This is a genomic window from Amycolatopsis sulphurea, from assembly GCF_002564045.1.
In the GTDB taxonomy this organism is placed as follows: Bacteria; Actinomycetota; Actinomycetes; order Mycobacteriales; family Pseudonocardiaceae; genus Amycolatopsis; species Amycolatopsis sulphurea.
The window spans coordinates 89,177-106,438 of the sequence record NZ_PDJK01000002.1 but is presented as its reverse complement, the minus strand read 5'-3'; the positions used below and the strand labels follow the sequence as shown (position 1 = coordinate 106,438).

The window sequence follows — 17,262 nt, the reverse complement described above, 5'->3', positions numbered from 1 at the left end:
GTGCTGCCGGTGGTGCTCGCCTTGCTGGTGTTCGGGGCGTTGCCCGCTTCGGCGGCCCCGGTGCCGGCACCGGAGACCGTCTGCCGGATCACCGATTCGCGTCTGGACGAGCTATCCGGCCTGGCCTCCGACGGCGAGCGTTGGTATGCGATCAACGACGGCGGCACGCAGGTGCAGGTCTTCGTCCTCGACCGGAGCTGCCGGGTGCAGCAGGTGCGGACCGACCCGGCCGACCCGTACGACGTCGAGGACCTCGCCCGCGCCGCGGACGGCACATTGTGGCTGTCCGACACCGGCGACAACCGTCATCAGCGCAGCACGGTGGCGCTCCTGGAATTGAAGCCGTCCGGCGGCCCAGCGGTCCTGCATCGCCTGACCTATCCCGACGGCGCCCACGACGGTGAAGCACTGCTGCTCGACCGTTCCGGCGTCCCGTACCTGGTGACGAAGGACGTCCTGGGCGATGCGAAGGTCTACCGCCCGGCCGGCCCACTGACGACTCCCGGCCCGACCTCGCTGGAACAGGTCGGCACGCTCCGGGTGCACAGCACGGATACCCCCGGCGGCCCGATCGGCGCGTTCGGCTCAGTCCTCGTGACCGGCGGTGCGACCAGCGCGGACGGCACCGTCGTTGCCCTGCGCACCTATACGGACGCCTACCTCTACCCGGCCCCCGACGGTGACGTGGCCGCCGCCCTGCGCCGCGACCCCGTGCGCATCCCCCTACCGGACGAGAAACAAGGCGAGGCAATCGCTTTCGACCCCGATGGCACGCTGCTGTCGGCCAGCGAGGGAACCGGGCAACCGGTCCGCGCACTCCGGAACGCCGCCGCGCTGGTGTCTCCGCAGTCCCCCGGCTCGCCGTCGGCTGGTGCTGAATCCGGTGCTGACTCCGGCGCTGCTCAAGACAACGGCGGTGTCCCGATCCTGCCCGCCGCCGGGATCGCCGTGGCGGTGGTCCTGGCGGGGTGGTTCCTCCTGAGCCGGCTCCGCCGCCGCTGACCGCTTCGCCTCCCGGCACGCTGGGTTCGCAGCTTCGGGCCGCGGTTTTGCTTCTGTGACTTGGGTTTTGTGGGTTCGATATCTTTCGCCGTGATCTCGGCGAACGCGGCTGCCGGCCCGGATTCTTGGCCCGGATTCATGGCCGGTCTTGTGGTCCTGGCGGCTGGCCGGTGGCAGGCTCCTCCCTGCGTGTGCTGCGTGTGCTGCGTGTGCTGCGTGTGCTGCGTGTGCTGCGTGTGCTGCGTGTGCTGCGTGTGCTGCGTGTGCTGCGTGTGCTGCGTGTGCTGCGTGTGCTGCGTGTGCTGCGTGTGCTGCGTGTGCTGCGTGTGCTGCGTGTGCTGCGTGTGCTGCGTGTGCTGCGTGTGCTGCGGCCTACCGAACCCCGGACGCCGAAAAGCGGATGCGCTTGGTACCCAAGCATTTCCCGCTCACCCCGGCCCCGGCCGGACGCGAGGGCGCCGAGTCTGCCGCCTCGCCGCCCCGCCGTGGGTCAGAGCCTGCGCAGCACGGCCACGACCTTGCCCAGGATCGTCGCGTCGTCGCCCGGGATCGGTTCGTAGGCCTCGTTGTGCGGCATCAGCCAGACGTGATCGTCCTTGCGCTTGAAGGTCTTCACCGTGGCCTCGCCGTCGATCATGGCGGCCACGATGTCGCCGTTCTCCGCCGCGGGCTGTTGCCGGACCACGACCCAGTCGCCGTCGGTGATGGCGGCGTCGACCATCGAATCACCGGTGACGCTCAGCAGGAACAGCTCGCCCTCGCCGACGATCTCCCGGGGCAGCGGGAAGACGTCCTCGATGGACTGCTCCGCGAGCACCGGCCCTCCGGCCGCGATCCGGCCCACCAGCGGTACGTACGCGGCCTTCGGCACGGACGGCTGCTGGTCGATGTCGATGCCCATCGGATTGTCGTCGGTGGACGCGAGTACCCCGACCGCCCGTGGCCGGTTCGCATCCCGGCGGAGGTATCCCTTGCGCTGCAAGGCACGCAGCTGGTGCGACACCGAGGAGGTGGACGTGAGCCCCACCGCCTCGCCGATCTCGCGGACGCTCGGCGGGTACCCGAACCGGCTCACCCAGGTGCGGATCACGTCCAGCACCTGCTGCTGGCGGACGGTCAGCGTCTCGTCCACGTCGTACACCTCCGGCAGGGCGCCTGCCTTGCCCCCGCCGCTCCGGCCGGGACCGCCGCCGGCCCCTTTCGCCGCGGTGTTCTTCACCGTGTCCTTCTCCAACGCTGCGTCGCCTCCAGCTCCTCCGCGGCCGCCGGCAGGCGTTCCGCGCTTTCCCGCTCGCGCCGGCTCCGCTCCGTGAGCCGGCGTGATCTGCCCGAGCAGATCTCCTGATCGACGACGTTAGTCACTCCGAGCGACGATTTCAAACATCTGTTCGATCGACACGCCGTGTCCTCTCGATTTTGTCGGCGCGGGGTGGTAAACCTTCGCACGGACGTTCGATAGAACGCCTGTTCGACCCGGACGGTCTCGTCGCGGCGAGTCCCCGGGGTGAGCAGATCAGCAGGTCACGAGGAGGTTCCGCCATGTCGATCCTGGCCGATCGTGGGTTTGTCCGCCCGCTCCGGCCCGCCCCTTCCGGGCAGGTCAGCGACCCCGACGCTCAGTCGTGCCCTGATTCCGGCTCGTGGCGGACCCTCTCCGGCTCCACCTCGCCAGCGGCGGAACTCGAGGATCACGACGCTTCCTCACCTGGCGCTCACTTCACCCGAAAAGGTGAATCTTTCGAACGGAAACCGGCCGGTTCACCCGCTCGGCGTGCCCCCGCAGCCCATCGAGGCGGGGTTCCGCGCCCTGCCCTGAGGCTGGTCCAGCCCGGCGAACCTGGTACAGAACGGGAAGAGGCCGAGACCGACGCCCGCGCGGTTTCGACCCTTGGGCCCGTATCCCGAGGGGGCGGCGCGCCCGGTGCCGTCCGATCCGGCGCCCCGGCCGTCCGCGAGATTCCCGTTCGCCGCACCGGTGTCCGGCACGTCCCCGCGGCGGCCCCGCCCGCTCCGGGGCGAACCGCGCGGGAACGGCGAGGCGAGCCGTTGCGCCCGCCCACCCGGGAGAGGGTCGTCGCCGGACGCCGTGGTGGCCCGGCAGGGTGCCCGCAGCCCCGGCGCGCCCCGGTCCGCTGGCCATGGCTGATCGCGGTCGCCGCCGTGGCCTGCCTCTTCGTCAGTGCACTGGGGATCTTCGCCGGGGGAGTCACCGGCGGGCCGGTGCCGGAACGCACCGCCTCCGTCTCGGTCCGCTCGGGCGACACGCTCAATGCGCTGGCCGCCCGCTATGCCCCCAACGCCGACCAGGCGGCCATGGTCACCCGCATCAAACAGCTCAACGACCTGGACGACGCCGCCCTGACACCCGGATTCCCGCTCACTGTCCCGATTGCCGGAGACCCGGGAGGCCTATGACCTAAACGAGCCCAGCGTGTCAAAGACCGTGGGCGGTGCAAGATCGTTGATGCTCAAGGCCTCTGACGCACGGCCTGGAGCAGGCCGAATCTCGCTACGTGTCGCGAGAATGGTTGCGCCGCAAACGATCGCGTCGCGGGAATACCTGTCTGTCAACAGTCGCGTGGCCGGCGGACCCGCTCAGGGGAACGTCTCTCCGACGGCAGTGCCGCAAACCTGCCAGCCGTCAACGCGCACATCAGCCGCCGCCACGAACGACGATCGCGCCGCCGCCAACGATCGCGCCGTCGCCGCCGCACCGCGCCGCCGCCAACGATCGCGCCGCCACCGACCACGCAGCACCCGCGATCAGCCGGCCTCACCGCCACTGCGGCGCTAACTCCGCCGCTGCTGCACTGTGACCGCTACGGTGCGCCACCGCCACCGCCACCGCCACCGCCACCGCCGCCACCTGGAACCGACCCCGAACCGGAAGCCTCCTGCCTCCCGCCGACCTGCCGACTCCCCACCGACCTCCCCGACCCCCGACCCAACCCGCCAACCCAGCCCCCCGACCCCAGCCCCCCGACCCAGCTTTCACCCACTCGTGCCGCTTGCGTCCATTCGAGTGCCGATCTAGGGTCTACCCCTATATCTAGTAGTTACACCGCTGTGAATGGTCCACAGGTAGGGGTAGACTGAACCCAGTTGTCCACAGTCGACGAGTGTTCATCCACCGGCTGTCCACATGTCGATCACCAGGCGCGGGGTCGCGCGGAGGGATCGAAGTCCGGGCCGTAGCGTGGCGGCATCGGGCCGGGGGAACAGGATTCGGCCGTTGTGGAGGGAAGGTGACTGGCGGATGAGGTGCCCGTTCTGCCGGCATGCGGACTCTCGGGTGGTCGACTCCCGAGAGGTGGACGAGGGTCAGGCGATCCGGCGGCGCCGTTCGTGCGCGCAGTGCGGCCGGCGGTTCACCACGTCGGAGACGATGGTGCTGGCCGTGGTGAAGCGGTCCGGGGTGACCGAGCAGTTCAGCCGGGACAAGGTGGTCACCGGGGTGCGCCGGGCGTGTCAGGGCCGGCCGGTCGACGACGACGCGCTGCAGAAGCTCGCGCAGCGGGTGGAGGAGTCGATCCGCTCCGCCGGGCTGGCGGAGATCCCGAGCCACGAGGTCGGCCTCGCCATCCTCGGCCCGCTCCGGGAGCTGGACGGGGTCGCCTACCTCCGGTTCGCCAGTGTCTACCGCTCCTTCTCCTCGGTCGAGGACTTCGAGAAGGAGATCGCCGACCTGCGGAAGGCCATAGCGGACAGCGTGGAGGACAGCGAAAGCGAGCGCACGGCCGACGATTAGCCGTGCGTGGGGAGCAAAGGGACAGGACCGCATGACCGAAACCGTGGGAGCCGGCGCCGATGCCGGGCGGAGCAATGCGAAGAAGGCCGCGGGCGGGCTGCGGGTGCAGCGCGTCTTCACGACCGCGGGTGTGCACCCGTACGACGAGGTCGCCTGGGAGAAGCGCGACGTCGTGATGACCAACTGGCGCGACGGCAGCGTCAACTTCGAGCAGCGCGGGGTCGAGTTCCCCGAGTTCTGGTCGGTCAACGCGACGAATATCGTCACCAGCAAGTACTTTCGCGGTGCCGTCGGCAGCGCCGAGCGCGAGAGCAGCCTCAAGCAGCTCATCGACCGCGTGGTGCGGACCTACGTCAAGGCCGCCGCCGAGTTCGACTACTTCGCCGGCCCCGCCGACCTGGAGGTCTTCGAGCACGAACTGACCTGGATGCTGCTGCACCAGGTCTTCAGCTTCAACTCGCCGGTCTGGTTCAACGTCGGCACACCGTCGAAACAACAGGTCTCCGCCTGCTTCATCCTCGCGGTCGACGACACGATGGAGTCGATCCTGAACTGGTACCGCGAGGAGGGCCTGATCTTCAAGGGCGGCTCCGGCGCCGGCCTCAACCTCTCCCGCATCCGGTCCGCCAAGGAGCTGCTGACCTCCGGTGGCACCGCGTCCGGCCCGGTCTCCTTCATGCGCGGCGCGGACGCCTCCGCGGGCACCATCAAATCCGGCGGCGCCACCCGGCGTGCGGCGAAGATGGTCGTGCTCGACGTGGACCACCCGGACATCGAGGAGTTCATCGCGACCAAGGCGCGCGAGGAGGAGAAGATCAAGGTCCTGCGCGATGCCGGGTTCGACATGGACCTCTCCGGCGCGGACATCTCCTCGGTGCAGTACCAGAACGCGAACAACTCGGTCCGCGTCTCCGACGAGTTCATGCAGGCGGTGGAGAACGGCACCGACTTCGGCCTGCGCGCCCGGCTCACCGGCGAGGTCATCGAGCGCACGGACGCGAAGAAGCTGTTCCGCAGCATGGCGCGCGCCGCCTGGGAGTGCGCCGACCCCGGCCTGCAGTACGACGGCACGATCAACGATTGGCACACCTGCCCGGAATCCGGCCGGATCACCGCGTCCAACCCGTGCAGCGAGTACATGCACCTGGACAACTCCAGCTGCAACCTGGCCTCGCTGAACCTGCTGAAGTTCGTGTCCGCCGACGGCACCTTCGACGCCCCGCTGTTCGCGAAGGCGGTCGAGTTCGTGATCACCGCGATGGACATCTCGATCTGCTTCGCGGACTTCCCGACCGAGCCGATCGCCGAGACCACCCGCAAGTTCCGTCAGCTGGGCATCGGCTACGCGAACCTGGGTGCGCTGCTGATGGCGCTGGGCCACGCCTATGACTCCGAAGGCGGCCGGGCGCTCGCCGGGGCCATCACCTCGCTGATGACCGGGGTCTCCTACCGCCGTTCCGCCGAGCTGGCCGAGGTGGTCGGTCCGTACGAGGGTTACGCCCGCAACGCCGAGGCGCACCAGCGGGTGATGCGCAAGCACGCCGCGGCCAGCGAGCTGATCCGCACCTACCACGAGAACGACAAGGCGGTTCGCGCGCTCGCTTCGCAGGAATGGCAGCGCGGGATCGAGCTGGGTGGCCGGCACGGCTGGCGCAACGCGCAGGCCTCGGTGCTCGCGCCCACCGGCACCATCGGCTTCATGATGGACTGCGACACCACTGGCATCGAGCCGGACTTCTCGCTGGTGAAGTTCAAGAAGCTGGTCGGCGGCGGGTCCATGCAGATCGTGAACCAGACCGTGCCGCGGGCGCTGCGGGCGCTCGGCTACCAGGACGAGCAGGTCGAGGCGATCGTCGAGTACGTCGCGCAGCACGGTCACGTGGTCGGCGCGCCGGGGCTGCGGTCCGAGCACTACGAGGTGTTCGACTGCGCGGTCGGCGAGCGGTCCATCGCGCCGATGGGGCACGTGCGGATGATGGCCGCGGTGCAGCCGTTCCTGTCCGGCGCGATCTCCAAGACGGTGAACATGCCGGAAGCGGCCACCGTCGAGGACGTGGAGGAGATCTACTTCCAGGGCTGGAAACTCGGCCTCAAGGCCCTCGCGATCTACCGCGACAACTGCAAGGTCGGGCAGCCGCTGTCCACCGCGAAGACCACCGAGACCGAGGCCGAGCCGGAGAAACTCGTCGAATACCGCCCGGTGCGCCGTCGCCTGCCGAAGAAACGTCCGAGCCAGACGGTGTCGTTCACCGTCGGCGGCGCCGAGGGCTACCTGCACGCCGGTTCGTACCCGGACGACGGTCTCGGCGAGATCTTCGTCAAGCTCGGCAAGCAGGGCTCCACCCTGGCCGGGGTGATGGACGCGTTCTCCATGTCCATCTCGGTCGGCCTGCAGCACGGTATCCCGCTGGAGTTCTACGTCTCGAAGTTCTCCAACCTGCGCTTCGAACCGGCCGGGATGACCGACGACCCGGACATCCGGATCGCCACCAGCGTGATGGACTACCTGTTCCGCCGTCTCGCGCTGGACTACCTGCCCTACGAGAAGCGGGCGCAGCTGGGCATTTTCACCGCCGCCGAGCGATCGGCCGAGGTCGAACAGAACTACGGCGGGAGCATGGACCTGGAGGCGCTGCGCACCAGCGTCGACTCCACCCCGTCCGTGGCCCCCGGCGAAGCCCGCCTGGAGCCGGGTTCGGCCCACAGCACGGCCGAACTGATGGAGCTGCACCTCGGCAAGGCCGCCGACGCACCGCTGTGCATGACCTGTGGCACGAAGATGCGCCCGGCCGGGTCCTGCTACGCCTGCGAAGGCTGCGGCGCCACGTCAGGCTGCAGCTGATCGGCTCGTCTGCGGGCCACCCCCGGGTGGCCCGCGGCGACCGTTCAGTTTCGCTTGGCACGGCTGCGGTCCGTCGCGGTGGTCCAGGTGAACGCATGCGTCGCGGCGATGCCGAGCACGGTCGAAGCACCGGCTTGACGGGCTACGTGCGCGACGCCGGCCATCGTGTAGCCGGTCTGGTAGATGTCGTCCACGATCAGCACCGTTTGCCCGCCGAGGTCCTGCCGCACCCGGTATCCCTGCGGCAGGGCCGAGCGTTCCGCCGTCGTCATCAGCTTCGCGGCCTTGCGTTCCCGCTGGCTCGACCATCGGCAGGCCGAGATGATGCGCCAGGAGGGTGGCGATCAACACGCTGGACGCCTTTCCCCGCACATGCCCCGGCACGGCGAGCACAGTCGTCGCCGTGTCCAGCCACAGGTGCGCGGCGACGGCCGTCTCGAGTTTCTCGATCAGCTGCAGTCCGGCGGCGTCCGCGTCGTCGTCCTTCGCCCGCCGGACCAGCGCGCCGGTTTCGGTGTAGTTCCAGGACCCGTCCTCCGCCGGGACGTTGTGGAAAGTCCAGCGCCACGGCGCCGTCGAGGAAACCCCGGCGGCGGAGCCGGATGATGAGGACTTCCTGAAGCAGCGCAAGGAAAATCCGTCGTATGCTGCTCCGGCGTGAAATCCAGCCGGACCCGGTACGGCCACGCCGGCGCGGCGAGCGGTCGTGCGCGAGGCAGGCCGCCGACGAAGTGCTCGATCACCTCCTTCGGCCCGTGAAGCCAGTCCGAGCCGGACCCGGTCAGGGTCCCAGTCCTCCAGCCGGTTCGCCCTCCGGTCCGTTGGCGTGGTGCAGCAGGTCATCGTGCAAATCGAACCCTCCCCGGATCGTCCGGCCCACTCTGGCACGGAGATCCGGCGCACCGCAGCGAATCGGACCCAGCCCGTTTCTCCACCGAACCTCCACACCGTCCCCGCCGTCGCGGCACATCCGGCGGGCAGCATGCCCCTCGTGGACTGGAGAGCGGAATTCGAGGCGGAAGCACGCAGGCGGCGGACCCGGCCCGAGCCGGAGTGGTCCGGTGGTGCGCGGCTGGACCCGGTGGTCGTGCGCAGTGTCGAGCGGTTCCAGGTGGGAGAGTCCGGTGACGGGGAGAACCTGATCGCCGACGCCGGGCGGCACCGGGTCGCGGTCGGGTTGTTCCTCGAGGAGGAGCGTAACCACGCGCGGCTGCTGGCGAATCCGCTCGCGACGGCCGGTGTCGGCACGATCGCCGGGCACTGGTCGGACACCCTGTTCGTCCGGGCCCGCCGGGCGCTCGGGGTCCGCTTGGAACTGATGGTGCTGCTGATCGCGGAACTGGTCGCGCTGGGCTATCACCGCGCGTTGCGGGACGGCTCCGGTGACCGGCTTGCCACGGACGTCGCCGCGCGCATCCTCGCGGACAAGGAGCGGCATGTGCCCTTCCACGTCGATCGCTTTCGGGAGCTGGGGATCCGCCGGGTCGTGCGGCCGGCGTGGCGGGTGCCGACCGCGGCCGCGCTTGCGATCGTCCTTTTCGGACACGGCAGGGCGTTGCGGACGCTGGGCGTGCCGCGGATCGCGTTCACCGCACAGACCTGGGCGCTGTTCGAGCAGGTGCTGGTGGACCTGCGGCGGGGACCGGCGCCGGTCCCGGGGCCGCGGTTGCGGGCGCGGCCCCGGGGACTGGCCTAGCGCGCCAGCTTCGACCAGAGGAACTCGTAGGCCAGCGCCGTGCGGAAGGCCAGCTGCTCGTTGTCCGCCGCCGCGCCGTGGCCGCCTTCGATGTTCTCGTAGTACTCGACGCGGGGATGGCCCTGCTCGCGCATGCGGGCGGCCATCTTCCGCGCGTGGCCCGGGTGTACGCGGTCGTCACGAGTGGAGGTGACGAACAGGATCGGTGGGTACTCCCGGTCCGCCCGTACGTTCTGATACGGCGAGTACTGCGCGATGTGCGCCCAGTCCGCGGGCACGTCCGGGTCGCCCCATTCGGCCATCCACGAAGCACCGGCCAGCAACAGGTGGTAACGCTTCATGTCCAGCAACGGGACCTGGCAGACGATCGCGCCGAACAGCTCCGGGTACTTCGTGAGCATTACACCCATCAGCAGCCCGCCGTTGCTGCCGCCTTGGATACCGAGCCGTTCCGGAGTGGTGATGCCGCGCGCGACCAGGTCTCTCGCTACGGCGGCGAAGTCCTCGTACACCTTGTGCCGGTTGGCTTTCACGGCCTGCGCGTGCCACTCCGGGCCGTACTCGCCGCCGCCGCGGATGTTCGCGACGACGTACGTGCCCCCGCGCTTCACCCAGGACCGGCTGATCGAACCACTGTAGGACGGCGTGAGCGAGACCTCGAAGCCGCCGTACCCGTAAAGCAGCGTCGGCCCGTCCCCGGTGTCTTCGGGGCGTACGACGAAGTACGGGATCTTCGTGCCGTCCTCCGAAGTCGCGAAGTACTGGTTCACCTCGATCCCGTCCGGGTCGAAGAACGACGGCGCCTGCTTGAGCACCTCGACGTCGCCGCCGACGACGCCACGGGCGAGCGTGGCGGGCTGGAGGTAGCTGGAGGAGTCGACCAGGTATTCGTCGTCGAGGTCGGGCTCGGTGTCCACGATCTGCGCGCTGCCGAATTCCGGGGCGCCGGCCAGCGACGCCTCGGTCCAGCCGTCCTCGCCGGGGGTGAGTACACGCAGCTCGGTCTTCACGTCGCGTAGCGTGCCGAGCAGCAGATGGTGACGGGTCCAGGCGTGGTAGTCCAGCGACGTGTGCGCGTCCGGGGTGAACAGGGCGGTGAAGTCCCGATCGCCGGCGACGAACGCGTCGTACCGGATGGCGAGCAGCGCGCCCGCGGGATGATCGACGCCGCCAACGGTCCATGGGGTACGCGGCTGAACGAGCAGCCATTCACGGTGCGCGGACACGTCGACGTCGTCGGGCAGGTCCAGCTTCACGAGCCCGGACGCGGTCCGCTCGAACACCTCGGTGCGGAAGAAGTCCAGCGAGCGGTAGACGAAATCACGCTCGAAGCCCTCGGTCGGGTCGTGGTAGGCGCCGACCGCGACGTCGTCCGGCTTGCCCTCGAACACCGGGATCGCTTCTTCGATCGGCGCCCCGCGCCGCCACTCCTTCACCATCCGCGGGTATCCCGAACTGGTCAGCGTGCCGGGACCGAAGTCGGTGCCGAGGTACAGCCGGTCGGCGTCGATCCAGCCGACCCGGTTCTTCGCCTCGGACAGCGTGAAACCGCCGTCGACGAACTCATGCGCGTCGACATCGAACTCCCGGACGACGGTCGCGTCCGCCCCGCCGCGCGACAGCTGCACCAGCGCGAGCCGATGGCCGGGGCGAAGCACTGCGGCGCCCTTCCACACCCAGTTCTCGCCTTCGGCGTCCGCGAGCGCGTCGATGTCGAGCAGCAGCTCCCAGTCGGGTTCGGCGGTGCGGTACTGCTCCAGAGTGGTGCGTCGCCACAACCCGCGCGGGTGCTCGGCGTCCTGCCAGAAGTTGTAGAGGTACGGCCCCCGACGCACCACGTACGGGATCCGGCCGCCCGCGTCGAGCACTTCGCGAATCGAGTCCCGCAGCTGCCCGAACCGCTCGCCCGCCGTCAGTACGTCCAGTGTCTCAGCGTTCCGGGCGCGGACCCACTCGAGCGCCGCTTCGCCGGTCACGTCCTCCAGCCACAGGTACGGATCTTCGACAGTCATGCTGCCCAGTCTTGCCGTCCGCGCGCCGTCCGGCCAAGTGGGTCGGCGTTTTCGTTTCGTGATTCGGCTGGCGGGACCTCCTCCGTATGCTGAACGGCGAGGGGGATCCATGATCGTTTCGCCGCCACCACGCCGTCGCGGGCGCGTGCTCGGGGTGCTGCTGGCGCTTGTGGTCGTGCTGGTGACGGCCGGGTTGGTCGCCGTCGTTCCGCACGAGGTACGCGGTCAGGCGGTGGCGGCGTCCGGTGCTCCGGTGGCGCGCGCCCGGGAGGACGCCCGGAGCCCGGTCCGTGAGCTGGGCACCAACCCGCTGCTCGCCGGAGACGTCGAGCTCAGCCCGGTTTCGTGCGATCTGCCGGAGCTTGGCCGCACCGGTCCCCGGCTGTCGGAGTATTACCGCGCGTTGTCCGGCTGCCTGGCACAAGCGTGGCGACCGGCGCTGGAGCGCGCGGACGAGCCGTCGGGGGAGGTCCGTGTCTCGGTCACGCTGCCGAAGGTGAGCGCGTGTGGCTCGGCGCCGTCCCGGGAGGAAGCGGTGGCGTACTACTGCGGCGGCGACACGACGATCTACGCGCCCACCGAGTGGATGCTGTCGGACGCGGGGTTGAATCGCGCGCGGCACCTGGCGACCATCGCGCACGAGTACGGCCACCACGTACAGCGCGAGAGCGGCATCCTGGACGCGGCAGGCGAGAAGATGAGCGCGGACCATCCGAAGTCCGCGGCGGACAAGGCCGTGGTCCGGCGGATCGAGCTGCAGGCCAACTGCTTCGGCGCGCTGTTCCTTGCGGCCGCCGCAGGCCGCGGTTCGATCAGCCGGGCGACGGCCAACGCCGCGGTGGCGGACTACGGCCGAGCCGACGACAGCGGTGATCACGGCACCCGCGAACATCAGATCGCCTGGGCGAAGGCGGGCTACGCGGGTGGCGGCCCGGCCGCGTGCAACACCTGGTCGGCGCCGGAGGACGAGGTCAGCTGATGCCCGCAGGCGCACTCCGTCCGAAGTGGACGGACGTGCCGCCGGTTCGGCTACGGTGGGACAGGACGGTCGGCTGTTCGGCGAAGGGGATTGATGACCGACGACGTGATGGTGGCGATCGATGCGGGGCTCCGCAAGCACCTCGCCGGGGACCGAGCCGGGGCGAAGATCGATCTCCTCGCGCTGTGGGAGCGTATCGGGGAGGACGGCGATCCGCTGCACCGGTGCGCGCTCGCCCACCATCTCGCGGACGTCTGTGACGAGCCTGCCGAGGAACTCGAGTGGGACCTGCGGGCGCTGGCTGCGGCGGACAGCCTCACCGACGCCCGCGTACAGGAACACCATGCGACTCTCGCGGTCCGCGGGTTCTACCCGTCGTTGCATCTGAACCTCGGTGAGGACTACCGCAAATTGGGTGATTTCGAGGCGGCTCGGCGCCATCTCGCCGCCGCCAGGGAGAAGCTGGACGCGCTGGGCGAGGACGACTACGCCGAAGGCATCCGGCTCGCGCTCGACGGGCTGGCCGGGCGGCTGGGCTGACTGGTTGGGCCGAGTGGCTGAACCGGCGCTTAGCACGATCCGGTCCGGTTTGCCGGACTTTCGCCCGCGGCTCCCGGGCCCTAATCTGAGGTGGCCCAACTCACCGAGGAGAGGGGTTCGCCATGCGAATCGCGGAGCTGCTCAAGCACAAGGGCGCGACCGTCGCCACTGTCTCTCCCGGGACGACGGTGACCGAGCTGCTGGCCGGGCTGGCCCGGCACAACATCGGCGCGATGGTGGTGGTCGCGCCGGACGGCAGCCTCGCCGGGATCGTCTCCGAACGCGATGTCGTCCGCCGGCTGCACGACCACGGCCCGGCGGTCCTCGACGGCCCGGTTGCCGACATCATGACCAAGCTCGTCGCCACCTGCACGCCGGACGACCCGATAGACCGGCTCAGCGTGCTGATGACCGAGCGGCGGATCCGGCACGTGCCGGTGCTGGCCGAGGGCAGGCTGGCCGGCATCGTGAGCATCGGGGACGTGGTGAAGACCCGGATGGAGCAGCTCGAACGCAGCCAGGAGCAGCTTGAGGCCTACATCGCGCAGGGCTGATCGCGCGCTTCGATCAGCTCGCGCGCAGGTTCGATCTCCGCAGTGGACGCCTGTCCTTTCCGGACTGTCCACTGTGGCTTAGGGCCGCCGGTGAAGCCCTCGGAGGGCTGAGCCGATCAGGCGCCGTACGGATCTGCTGACCCGACGTTCGTCGGTTGACGGTGTACGCCGTTGTCGGAAGTCTCGAACAGGTCCTAATGTGCGTCGTCCGGCTTGGGAGTCCTGTGAGGGTCACTGCTCGCGTTGCTGTCGTTCTCACCGCCGTCCTCGCGCTCGCTGCGCCCACAGTCGCAGAAGCGGCTTCGCCACCTTCGGCGGTCTTCAAAGACGGACAGGCGCAGCCAGTGTTCGACCCTGCCGACGTAGTGCGCGAAGACGTGTGGGTGACTGCACCGGTCGACAGTGACCACGACGGCCGCCCTGATGTCGTACACGCCCAAGTAGTGCGGCCGAAAGCAACTCAGCAGGGCATGAAGGTTCCGGTCGTGTACGAGGCGAGTCCGTACTTTGCCGGAGGCAACGACACCGCGAACCACAACGTCGACAAAGAGCTCTATGTACCCGGGCCGCATGCGGCGGGGCCGATCAAGTCGGGCTACGAGGACTACTTCATCGCGCGCGGGTTCGCGATGGTGTACGGCGAATCCCTCGGCACCGGGCAATCCACGGGTTGCCCGACGACGGGCGACGTGAACGAGACGATCGGCGCTCGCTCCGTAGTCGACTGGTTGAACGGCCGCGCGTCCGCGCGCGACGCGGCGGGAGCGTCTGTCGCTGCCGCCTGGAGCACCGGAAAGACCGGAATGATGGGCGTGTCCTACAACGGCACGCTGCCGAACGCTGTCGCCAGCACTGGTGTCGAAGGCCTTGAAACGATCGTGCCGATCGGTGCCATCTCCAGCTGGTACGAGTACTACCGCAACGCCGGCGCGGTAGTTGCTGCCGGCGGTTACCAAGGCGAAGACGCCGACGTGCTCGCGAAGTACGTGTACACGCGTGCAGATCGGAACATATGCCGTCCGGTGATCGACCAGCTGACAGCTGCGCAGGATCGCGTGACCGGTGACTACAGCCGATTCTGGGACGTACGGAACTATCGCAACGACGTCGGCAAGGTGCACGCTTCGGTGCTCGCAGTGCACGGGCTCAACGACTGGAACGTGAAGAGCGACCAGGTCGCGAAATGGTACGAAGCGCTGAAGGCGCACGGCGTCGCGCACAAGATCTGGCTGCATCAGGGCGGACACACCGACCCGATCAAGGTCCGCCGCGACGTGTGGCTCGCAACGCTGAACAAGTGGATGTCGCATTACCTGTACGGCGTGGACAACAGCATCGAACGCGAGCCGAAGGCGACGATCCAGCGCGAAGACAAGTCGTGGACCGACGAGGCGGACTGGCCCGCTCCCACAGCTGCGGACGTTTCGCTGCATCCTTCGCCCGGCGGTCGCGCGGTCGGCACTCTCACCGGACAAGCGGTCCCGGGAAAGCCGGCTGTCGAGTCCCTCGCGGACGACGCGAGCAAGACGATCGAACAGCTCGCCGATGCCCCGTCCTCCGGCAACCGTTTGCGCTACGCCTCGCCTGCGGCGAAGCGTCCGCTGCGGCTGTCCGGGACCGCGCACACCGACCTGCGGCTCTCGTTCGATCACCCGGCGGCGAACGTCACCGCAGTCCTGCTGGACCGTGCTCCCGACGGCAAGTCGCGCGTCATCAGCCGCGGCTGGACCGACCCACAGAACCGCGAAAGCGCCGCAGTCACCACACCGATCACTCCGAGCCGGTGGTATCCCATCCGGGTCGACCTGATGCCGAAGGACTACGTACTGGCGACCGGGCACCGGCTGGAGTTCGTGCTGGCTTCCAGCGACCATGACTACACGCTTCGCCCACGTCCGGGCGCCGGGCTGTCGCTCGACCTCACCGGGACCAACGTGACGCTGCCCGTGGTAGGCGGGAAGACGGCGCTGGGGGAGGCGTTCTAGTCGGCGATCCCAGCCCGATACGCGAATGCGACAGCCTGCGCGCGGTCGCGTAGCCCGGCCTTCGCGAACAGGTGGTTCACGTGGGTCTTCACCGTTGCTTCGCTGACCACCAGCGTGCGCGCGATCTCCGTGTTCGACAGCCCGGCCGCGATCAACCGCAGTACCTCCACCTCGCGCGCAGTCAGCCCTTCGAGTTCCTGCTTGCGTACGGGTGCGCGGCTTGTCGCGGCGGCTACCAGCCGTGCCTGGAGCTGGCCGTCCACAGTAGACTGTCCGGCAGCGGCCGAGCGAAGCGCGCGAGCGATCGCTTCGGCGTCGGCGTCCTTCGTGAGAAACCCGCGCGCGCCCGCCTTGAGCGCGCCGAGCAACGACTCGTCGTCGGTGTAGGTCGTGAGCACGACGACCTCGGTCTCCGGGTACTGCGCGCGGACCAGCTCGGTGGTCTCCACACCGTCCCGGTTGGGCATCCGCAGGTCGACCAGCAGCACATCCGGCCGGTGCTCGGCCACCAGCTCCAGCGCCTGCACGCCGTCGGCCGCCGCGCCGACGACCTCCACCTCGGGCAGCAGCCCGAGCAGAGTGACCAGCCCTTCCCGTACCACGGCCTGATCGTCGGCCAGCACCACGCGCAGTGTCATGCCGGCACCGTCAGGTGAATCAGCCATCCATCCTCCCCTGGCCCGCTTTCGAGCTTCCCGTCCAGCAGCGCGACTCGCTCGCCCATGCCGCGCAAACCGTATCCTTCTGCCGGTGCTTTCGGCGGACGCCTGCCTTGCCGGTCGGCGATGGTCACCGTGATCGCCTCAGCGCCGAAGATCAGGTTCACGTCCACAGCCGCACCCGGGGCGTGCTTACGCGTGTTGGAGAGCGCTTCCTGAACCGCGCGTACCAACGTCGCCACCACGGACGCGTCCAGCTCGCGTTGCTCACCCTCGATGACCAAGTCGGCCCGCACGCCACTGTCGAGCCGATACGCGGCGAGCAAATCGGACAGCGTGCGTTCCAGCGGAACAACATCCTCCCGAAGCGCCGCGACCGCCGTTCGAGCTTCGGAGAGACCGTCCGACGCGAGCTTCTGCGCTCGCTCGATCTGCGCGAGCGCTTCGCTGCTCGCCCCGTCCCGGACCAGCATGAGGCGGGCGCCCTGCAGGTTCAGTGCGAGCCCGGCGAGTGAATGCGCCAGCACGTCGTGCAGCTCGCGGGCGATGCGCGCGCGTTCGGCCAGGGCCGCGGCACGGGCGTGCTCCTCCGACGCGGTCTGCGCGCGGGCCAGTGCGAGCTGAGTCTGTTCGAGCCGCTCGACCCGGCTACGGCGGTTGGCTGCCAGCAGGATCATCACGATCAGCACGCTGAGGAGCGCGACCGCGTTCACCCACGTGAGCTGTTCCTTGATCGACCACACCACGATCGCGGCCGCCGCGGCGAGCAGTGCCAGCGCGGAGGTGATCCGGCCGAACGAGCGCAACGTGGAGAACGTGGCCGCGAACATCGACACCGAAGTGAACCCGTTCGGGTGGACTACCCACAGACTCCCGGTCGCGGCGATCAACAGGACCAGCGCCGCCGGGAGCAGCCAGGGCGGCCGGGACAGCTGATCGAACAGCAGCACCGGCAGAGAGAGCACCGCCACCAGTGCGATCACCGGCCACGTCCCGTTCGGCGCCGTCGGGATGGCGAACAGCGAAGGCATGGCGACCAGACCCCAGCGCACCCAGTCGATGCCTTCGAGCCGTCGCAGTGCGTTCATCCGTTCCACCTTCCCGCTTGTAGGGAAATGTACTGCCTTCCGGCTTTGCCGGGCCGGGTGTGGCTTTTCGCCTCGGCGGGCACCTTCTGGCACACCGATTCCGGGCGAAGGGTGTCGGCTTTCCGGCTTGCCGGGGGACCCTCTGGCACGCCGGCTC

Annotated in this window: 14 protein-coding genes; 9 read left to right on the top strand and 5 right to left on the bottom strand. The window is 69.2% G+C overall.

Features of this window, described 5'->3' with window-relative positions; translation table 11 throughout:
- Positions 1-1,002: an esterase-like activity of phytase family protein gene (locus ATK36_RS06580; protein WP_170069643.1), complete on the top strand. Its 1,002-nt coding sequence runs from the start codon at positions 1-3 to the stop codon at positions 1,000-1,002.
- A 490-nt stretch (positions 1,003-1,492) separates the two neighbouring features.
- Here ATK36_RS06580 and lexA read toward each other — a convergent pair whose 3' ends face one another.
- A complete protein-coding gene (lexA, locus tag ATK36_RS06570; RefSeq protein ID WP_098514690.1) occupies positions 1,493-2,152 on the bottom strand; it encodes a transcriptional repressor LexA in 660 nt (219 codons plus the stop codon).
- 896 nt (positions 2,153-3,048) lie between these two features.
- On the opposite strand from lexA, the gene ATK36_RS33310 reads away from it, so the two are divergent.
- From ATK36_RS33310 to ATK36_RS06555, 3 genes are all read left to right on the top strand, one after another.
- The gene (locus ATK36_RS33310; protein WP_141544388.1) at positions 3,049-3,417 is read left to right on the top strand and encodes a LysM peptidoglycan-binding domain-containing protein; all 369 of its coding nucleotides are present in this window, start codon (positions 3,049-3,051) and stop codon (positions 3,415-3,417) included.
- 841 nt (positions 3,418-4,258) lie between these two features.
- Positions 4,259-4,750 (top strand): transcriptional regulator NrdR, encoded by a 492-nt coding sequence (nrdR, locus tag ATK36_RS06560; RefSeq protein WP_098510449.1) that lies wholly within the window; start codon positions 4,259-4,261, stop codon positions 4,748-4,750.
- Positions 4,751-4,781: 31 nt separating this feature from the next.
- Positions 4,782-7,592 (top strand): vitamin B12-dependent ribonucleotide reductase, encoded by a 2,811-nt coding sequence (locus ATK36_RS06555; RefSeq protein ID WP_098510448.1) that lies wholly within the window; start codon positions 4,782-4,784, stop codon positions 7,590-7,592.
- A gap of 44 nt (positions 7,593-7,636) precedes the next feature.
- On the opposite strand, the gene ATK36_RS06550 is transcribed toward ATK36_RS06555, so the two are convergent.
- Positions 7,637-7,867, bottom strand: a complete 231-nt coding sequence (locus tag ATK36_RS06550; protein WP_342752083.1) for a phosphoribosyltransferase — start codon at positions 7,865-7,867, stop codon at positions 7,637-7,639.
- 707 nt (positions 7,868-8,574) lie between these two features.
- Between ATK36_RS06550 and ATK36_RS06540 the strand changes: the two genes are divergently transcribed.
- Positions 8,575-9,288 carry a hypothetical protein gene (locus ATK36_RS06540; protein ID WP_098514689.1) on the top strand — a complete coding sequence of 238 codons (714 nt, stop codon included), beginning with the start codon at positions 8,575-8,577 and terminating at the stop codon, positions 9,286-9,288.
- Here ATK36_RS06540 and ATK36_RS06535 read toward each other — a convergent pair.
- A complete protein-coding gene (locus tag ATK36_RS06535; RefSeq protein ID WP_098510445.1) occupies positions 9,285-11,300 on the bottom strand; it encodes a prolyl oligopeptidase family serine peptidase in 2,016 nt (671 codons plus the stop codon). The two genes, ATK36_RS06540 and ATK36_RS06535, sit on opposite strands and share 4 nt — an antisense overlap.
- Before the next feature lie 109 nt (positions 11,301-11,409).
- Between ATK36_RS06535 and ATK36_RS06530 the strand changes: the two genes are divergently transcribed.
- The 4 genes from ATK36_RS06530 (at position 11,410) to ATK36_RS06515 (ending at position 15,358) form a co-directional block, all read left to right on the top strand.
- Entirely contained in the window at positions 11,410-12,279 is an 870-nt protein-coding gene (locus ATK36_RS06530) for a neutral zinc metallopeptidase (RefSeq protein ID WP_098510444.1), read from the top strand.
- Positions 12,280-12,372: 93 nt separating this feature from the next.
- On the top strand, positions 12,373-12,819 hold the full coding sequence (locus tag ATK36_RS06525; protein WP_098510443.1) for a hypothetical protein: 447 nt from the start codon (positions 12,373-12,375) through the stop codon (positions 12,817-12,819).
- A 122-nt stretch (positions 12,820-12,941) separates the two neighbouring features.
- Entirely contained in the window at positions 12,942-13,373 is a 432-nt protein-coding gene (locus ATK36_RS06520; protein ID WP_098510442.1) for a CBS domain-containing protein, read from the top strand.
- A 197-nt stretch (positions 13,374-13,570) separates the two neighbouring features.
- Entirely contained in the window at positions 13,571-15,358 is a 1,788-nt protein-coding gene (locus ATK36_RS06515; protein WP_098510441.1) for a Xaa-Pro dipeptidyl-peptidase, read from the top strand.
- On the opposite strand, the gene ATK36_RS06510 is transcribed toward ATK36_RS06515, so the two are convergent.
- Positions 15,355-15,996, bottom strand: coding sequence for a response regulator (locus tag ATK36_RS06510; protein WP_098510440.1), 642 nt, complete (start codon positions 15,994-15,996; stop codon positions 15,355-15,357). The two genes, ATK36_RS06515 and ATK36_RS06510, sit on opposite strands and share 4 nt — an antisense overlap.
- Complete coding sequence (locus tag ATK36_RS06505) at positions 15,993-17,105, bottom strand: sensor histidine kinase (protein WP_098510439.1); 1,113 nt, start codon at positions 17,103-17,105, stop codon at positions 15,993-15,995. The genes ATK36_RS06510 and ATK36_RS06505 overlap by 4 nt, the downstream gene beginning before the upstream one ends.
- Positions 17,106-17,262 lie beyond the last annotated feature (157 nt).

Excerpts from the sequence above, each read along its gene's own strand:
- nrdR (WP_098510449.1), top strand. The coding sequence starts at position 4,259 with ATGAGGTGCCCGTTCTGCCGGCATGCGGACTCTCGGGTGGTCGACTCC.
- ATK36_RS06555 (WP_098510448.1), top strand. The coding sequence starts at position 4,782 with ATGACCGAAACCGTGGGAGCCGGCGCCGATGCCGGGCGGAGCAATGCG.
- ATK36_RS06540 (WP_098514689.1), top strand. The coding sequence starts at position 8,575 with ATGCCCCTCGTGGACTGGAGAGCGGAATTCGAGGCGGAAGCACGCAGG.
- ATK36_RS06535 (WP_098510445.1), bottom strand. The coding sequence starts at position 11,300 with ATGACTGTCGAAGATCCGTACCTGTGGCTGGAGGACGTGACCGGCGAA.
- ATK36_RS06530 (WP_098510444.1), top strand. The coding sequence starts at position 11,410 with ATGATCGTTTCGCCGCCACCACGCCGTCGCGGGCGCGTGCTCGGGGTG.
- ATK36_RS06525 (WP_098510443.1), top strand. The coding sequence starts at position 12,373 with ATGACCGACGACGTGATGGTGGCGATCGATGCGGGGCTCCGCAAGCAC.
- ATK36_RS06520 (WP_098510442.1), top strand. The coding sequence starts at position 12,942 with ATGCGAATCGCGGAGCTGCTCAAGCACAAGGGCGCGACCGTCGCCACT.
- ATK36_RS06515 (WP_098510441.1), top strand. The coding sequence starts at position 13,571 with ATGTGCGTCGTCCGGCTTGGGAGTCCTGTGAGGGTCACTGCTCGCGTT.
- ATK36_RS06510 (WP_098510440.1), bottom strand. The coding sequence starts at position 15,996 with ATGACACTGCGCGTGGTGCTGGCCGACGATCAGGCCGTGGTACGGGAA.
- ATK36_RS06505 (WP_098510439.1), bottom strand. The coding sequence starts at position 17,105 with ATGAACGCACTGCGACGGCTCGAAGGCATCGACTGGGTGCGCTGGGGT.